Source organism: Selenomonadales bacterium (assembly GCA_017442105.1).
Classification (GTDB): Bacteria; Bacillota; Negativicutes; order RGIG982; family RGIG982; genus RGIG982.
The window spans coordinates 1-5442 of record JAFSAX010000140.1 but is presented as its reverse complement, the minus strand read 5'-3'; the positions used below and the strand labels follow the sequence as shown (position 1 = coordinate 5442).

Here is a 5442-nt window from a genome sequence, read left to right as displayed (position 1 = left end):
GGTTCAAGTCCCTTCACTCGCACCATTTTTATATCCAAAAGCAAGTATAAGCCGTCCTTCGCGGGCGGCTTATTTTTTTATCTTCCGCTTATCTCTAAGAAAATCCTCTTGAATAAATCGCACCACTATCACCTTTTCCCCTTATTTTGTGGTACAATAAAGTTATATCCAAGCAGTATTTTATAACTAAGGAGCGTGAGATAATGGGTATTTTCCGTGAAGCTGATGTCGTCGTAATCGGCGGCGGTATCACAGGCGCGGCAATCCTCTACGAGTTATCGAAGTATAACTTGAAATCGATTTTGATTGAAAAAGAACCTGACTTGGCGATTGGCACGACCAAAGCCAACAGCGCGATCCTCCACGCAGGATTCGATGCCAAACCGGGCAGTCAAAAAGCGATCATGAACGCGCGCGGCAACAAACTCTACCATGAATTAAAAGACGACCTCAACCTCGATATCGACTGGCTCGGTTCTCTCGTCGTTGCAACGACGGAAGAACAAATGGAAACCCTCCATGAGCTTCTCGCACGCGGTGAGGAAAACGGCATCGAAGGACTTACTATCCTTTCTAAAGAAGAAGTCCTCCGTCGCGAACCAAACCTCTCTAAAGATGTCCTCGGCGCACTTTGGGCACCGACAGCAGGCGTGTGCTGGCCGTTTGGTCTTACCGTAGCGTTCGCCGAATGTGCTGTCCAAAACGGAGCAGAAGTCATTCGCGAATGTCAGGCAGAAGGATTCCAACTTGTTGACGGCGCGATCGAAGCCGTTGAAACAAATCTCGGCACGATTAAAACACGCTATGTCATCAACGCGGCAGGCGTCTATGCCGACAAGATCAGCCACCTTGCAGGTGACGATACGTTCACCATCCATCCGCGCAAAGGCGAATATATCTTGTTCGACAAAATGGCATACCGCCATATGGTACGTGGCGTCGTATTCCCGACACCGAGCAAGACTTCCAAAGGTATCCTCGTCTGCACGACGACACATGGCAATACATTCATCGGCCCGAACGCACAAGACGGCGAAGATAAAGACGATACAGCTGTTACGATGCAGGGTATGAATGAGATCATCAACTCGGCTCGCCAGCTCCTGCCGAACATTCCTCTCGGCTCGGCTATTACCGAATTCAGCGGTCTTCGCGCCGTATCGAGCACAGGCGACTTTATTCTCGGTCACTCTACGAAAACCGAAGGCCTCATTCAGGCCGCAGGCATCCAGTCCCCCGGTCTTACAAGCGCACCTGCTATCGCAGAATACCTCGTCGGCCTTATTGCTGATAAAGAAAACCTTGCAAAAAAAGATGACTGGAACGGCGTTCTGCCGAAAAAACCGATCTTCCATCGCATGAGCATGGCAGACCAAGCCGCACTCATCGCAGAAAACAACCTCTACGGCCGTGTTATCTGCCGCTGTGAAACGATCACCGAAGGAGAAATCGTCGATGCAATCAACTCGCCGTGCGGTGCTCGCACAGTCGACGGTGTCAAACGCAGAACACGCGCAGGCATGGGACGCTGTCAAGGTGGTTTCTGCGGCCCGCGCGTTACGCAGATCCTTGCACGTGAGCTGAATATTCCTGTTTCTGCCGTACGCAAAGAACTCGTCAACTCGCACATGTTCTACGAAAAAAATTCTGCCAACGAGGAGGACGCTTAAGATGCAAAACACTCTTTATGACGTAATCATCATCGGCGGCGGCCCCGCAGGCCTTTCCGCAGCATACAGCGCATACGAAAACGGCGCAAAAAAAATCCTCATCATCGAACGCGACCGCGAACTCGGTGGTATCCTCCAGCAATGTATCCATAACGGTTTCGGCCTCCACCATTTCAAGGAAGAACTCACCGGCCCCGGCTACGCATACCGTTGCGCAGAGCTTATCAAAGATAAAGAGGAGATCGAAGTTCTCATTGACACGATGGTACTTCTCATCACTCGCGACAAAACTGTTACTGCAGTCAGCCCCGAACACGGACTTCTGAAACTCAAAGGCAAAACGATCATCCTCACGATGGGCTGCCGCGAACGTACACGCGGTGCCATCCGCATCCCGGGCGAACGCCCCGCAGGCGTATTCACCGCAGGCGCGGCACAACGCATGGTCAACATGGAAGGCTATCTCCCGGGCCATAAGATCGTCATCCTCGGCAGCGGCGACATCGGCCTTATCATGGCACGCCGTATGAGCCTCGAAGGCTGTAAAGTACAAGCAGTTCTCGAGATCTGCCCATTCTCCAACGGTCTTACGCGAAACATCGTACAATGTCTTCACGACTACGATATCCCGCTCCATCTTTCGCATACTATTACAAAGATCCACGGACGCGACCGTATCACAGGTATCACAGCCGCACAAGTCGATGACAAAATGCAGCCTATCCCGGGTACCGAATTTGATATCGAATGCGATACGCTCCTTCTCTCCGTCGGTCTTATCCCCGAAAACGAGCTCTCTCAAGGCCTCGGACTTGAGATGCACCCGCTGACGAACGGCCCGATCGTCGACCAGCGTCGTCACACCAGCCTCGACGGTATCTTTGCCGCAGGCAACGTTGTACACGTACACGACCTTGTTGACTTCGTATCCGAAGAAGCAGAGATCGCAGGCAAATTCGCCGCATTCCACGCACAGGCACCTCATCCGCCGATGCTCAGACGTGTCAACGTCAAAACAGGCGACGGCATCCGCACCTGCGTACCGCAAATTCTTTCGTTGCCACCTGCTGGCGAAGACTCCAAACTCTTCATGCGTGTCGGCAAACCTGAGCGCAAAGTCAAACTTGAGATCAAATCGGGCGACACGGTCATCATGAGCAAAATGCTCCCTGTTGCCAAACCGAGCGAAATGATCGCCATCAATATCCCTGCTGAAAAAACAGCCACATTCGGTGGAGAAATCACAGTCTCCATCAATCGGGAGGTGTAACTCATGTCCGAAACGAAAGTCCTCAACTGTATCGTCTGCCCGATGGGCTGTGAAATGACAGCCACCATCGAAGGCGGCAGCGTCACGAACGTCACAGGCAACACCTGCCCGCGCGGCGCAAAATATGCACAAGAAGAGATCACTGCTCCAAAACGTATGCTCACCTCCACCGTGCGCATCACAGGCGGCCTCTTACCGCTCCTTCCTGTCGTATCCAAAAGCCCGCTCCCCAAAGACCAAGTCCTTGCTTGTGCCGAGCATCTTCGTACTATCACCGTAGAAGCACCGATCGCAGAAGGCGCGACCATCTGTGAAAACATCCTCGGCCTCGGTGTTGACATCGTAGCCAGCCGTGCAATGGACATCCACGCAGAATAAAATAAACACAAAAGGGAAAGCTACCTCGGCAGCCTTCCCTTTTTATTATCCAACTGTTACCAAAAAAGATTAGACATTCACAATTCTTTATGCTACAATGAATTTTGCACAACAAATGCGCCCGTAGCTCAGTGGATAGAGCGCCGGCCTCCGGAGCCGGGTGCGGCAGTTCGACTCTGCCCGGGCGCACCATACAGCATAAAAACACGAACTGACTGCAGTTCGTGTTTTTTTATTACGATAAAATAAAAAGCAGACTCCCTTCTTCAGAGAATCTGCTTCGATCACTTATATCTTTCTGCCGCAATGGATGCAATATTCGGCACCTACAGGAATCTCTTTTCCACAAAGAGGACAAATACCTTCCTGTCTTTCCTCCGCATCTTCTGTCGGAACGTCGATAATCTCTTCTTGCTTTCTGCCACAATGAAGACAATATATTGAATCAACAGGTATCTTTGCACCACAAGCTATACAAACACCGCTGGCAGTAGCATCTTCCGTCACGTCGATCGCACCGTCTTCTAAGAGAACAGGTTCTTCTTTCTTTTTCTTGCGACCAAAAATAAAATACGGAATGAGTCCAATAATACCAAGCAAAAATACAGCGGCAGTCCAAGCCGCACGTGCTCCCATCGACACATCACGTTTTCCGCTGTCATAATAAACGAATCCCGCCATACAAATTCCCAATAACAATGCAACAGACATATAAAATGCCTCCTTATAAGATGATTCTTTAATTTGGGTATAAAAAAACGGAGATATTACTCTCCGTATCAATATCATGGTGACGCGTATGGGATTCGAACCCATGTAGCCGCCGTGAAAGGGCGGTGTCTTAACCGCTTGACCAACGCGCCATATTAGAATGCAAGTAGACTATATCATATTTCGACAATTCATGCAAGCAAAATATATAAAAACCGCAGAAAAATCTGCGGTAAATTAGCTGGCTCCTTGAGTAGGACTCGAACCTACGACCGATCGGTTAACAGCCGATTGCTCTACCTGCTGAGCTATCAAGGAATTAGATTACTCTTATATTTTACTCCACTTCATAAAAAAATACAAGATATTTTCAATATTTCGGTAGGTATTTTTTAATAAACGGCTAATCCTAATAAGAGAATATCTTAATAAAGGAGTTCGTTATCTATGGATATGAGAATACAACAATTAGCGGAAAATCTTATCCGCTATTCAACAGACCTCCAAGCAGGCGAAAAGATTCTGATCGAATGTTTTGACTGCGCACATCCGCTCGCAGAAGCACTCGTAGAAGAAGCGTATAAAGTCGGTGGTATCCCCTTTCTCGCACTCAAAAACAATCGTCTGACGCGCGCCCTCCTCAAATCAGCATCAAAAGAACAGCTTACGATGATCGGCGAGTGGGAATCCGCCCGCATGAAAGAGATGGACGCCTATCTCGGCATCCGAGCAAGCGAAAACATCAGTGAACTTTCGGACATTCCCACGCATCAGATGCAGATGTATCAACAATGCTGGATGCAGCCCGTCCACAGCGACATTCGCGTACCGAAAACGAAATGGTGCGTCATGCGCTATCCAAACGGCTCAATGGCACAGCTCGCGAATATGAGCACACGTGCGTTTGAAGACTTCTATTTCAACGTCTGCAACCTTGATTATGCAAAAATGGCAGATGCCATGACGCCGCTCGTTGAATTGATGAACCGCACCGACCGCGTCCACATCGTCGGCCCCGGCACCGACCTCTCCTTCTCCATTAAAGGCATCCCTGCCGTAAAATGCTCCGGCCTCCGCAATATCCCCGACGGCGAAGTCTACACCGCTCCTGTACGCGATTCTGTTGAAGGTACCATCACGTACAACACGCCTGCTGTTTATCAGGGCACAACGTATGAAAACATCTCACTGACCTTCTCCAAAGGCAAGATCGTCGAAGCGACTGCCAACTACACGGAAAAGATCAACAAAGTATTCGACACAGACGAAGGCGCACGCTACATCGGCGAATTCGCTCTCGGTGTCAACCCATATATCGAAAAACCGATGAAAGATACTCTCTTTGATGAAAAAATCTCGGGCAGCTTCCACTTCACCCCGGGCATGGCATATGATACTGCCTTCAACGGCAAT

At 49.7% G+C, this 5442-nt stretch carries 5 protein-coding genes and 3 tRNA genes; 5 read left to right on the top strand and 3 right to left on the bottom strand.

The annotated features are described in order from the left end of the window. The first annotated feature begins 203 nt into the window (after window positions 1-203). The 4 genes from IJN28_05615 to IJN28_05600 all read left to right on the top strand — a co-directional run bounded on the left by IJN28_05615 (window position 204) and on the right by IJN28_05600 (window position 3510). Window positions 204-1670 carry an NAD(P)/FAD-dependent oxidoreductase gene (locus IJN28_05615; protein MBQ6713243.1) on the top strand — a complete coding sequence of 489 codons (1467 nt, stop codon included), beginning with the start codon at window positions 204-206 and terminating at the stop codon, window positions 1668-1670. A 1-nt stretch (window position 1671) separates the two neighbouring features. After that, window positions 1672-2940, top strand: coding sequence for an FAD-dependent oxidoreductase (locus IJN28_05610; protein ID MBQ6713242.1), 1269 nt, complete (start codon window positions 1672-1674; stop codon window positions 2938-2940). A 3-nt stretch (window positions 2941-2943) separates the two neighbouring features. Further along, window positions 2944-3318: a DUF1667 domain-containing protein gene (locus IJN28_05605; GenBank protein MBQ6713241.1), complete on the top strand. Its 375-nt coding sequence runs from the start codon at window positions 2944-2946 to the stop codon at window positions 3316-3318. A 117-nt stretch (window positions 3319-3435) separates the two neighbouring features. Further along, window positions 3436-3510 (top strand) — tRNA-Arg (locus IJN28_05600). Between the two features lie 96 nt (window positions 3511-3606). Here IJN28_05600 and IJN28_05595 read toward each other — a convergent pair. The 3 genes from IJN28_05595 to IJN28_05585 form a co-directional block, all read right to left on the bottom strand. Further along, the gene (locus IJN28_05595; protein MBQ6713240.1) at window positions 3607-4029 is read right to left on the bottom strand and encodes a zinc-ribbon domain-containing protein; all 423 of its coding nucleotides are present in this window, start codon (window positions 4027-4029) and stop codon (window positions 3607-3609) included. A gap of 77 nt (window positions 4030-4106) precedes the next feature. Beyond that, a tRNA-Glu gene (locus IJN28_05590) sits at window positions 4107-4181 on the bottom strand. A 90-nt stretch (window positions 4182-4271) separates the two neighbouring features. Next, window positions 4272-4347: transfer RNA gene (locus tag IJN28_05585), tRNA-Asn, on the bottom strand. A 129-nt stretch (window positions 4348-4476) separates the two neighbouring features. On the opposite strand from IJN28_05585, the gene IJN28_05580 reads away from it, so the two are divergent. Continuing rightward, window positions 4477-5442: aminopeptidase (locus IJN28_05580; protein MBQ6713239.1), on the top strand; the 966-nt coding region annotated here is incomplete at its 3' end.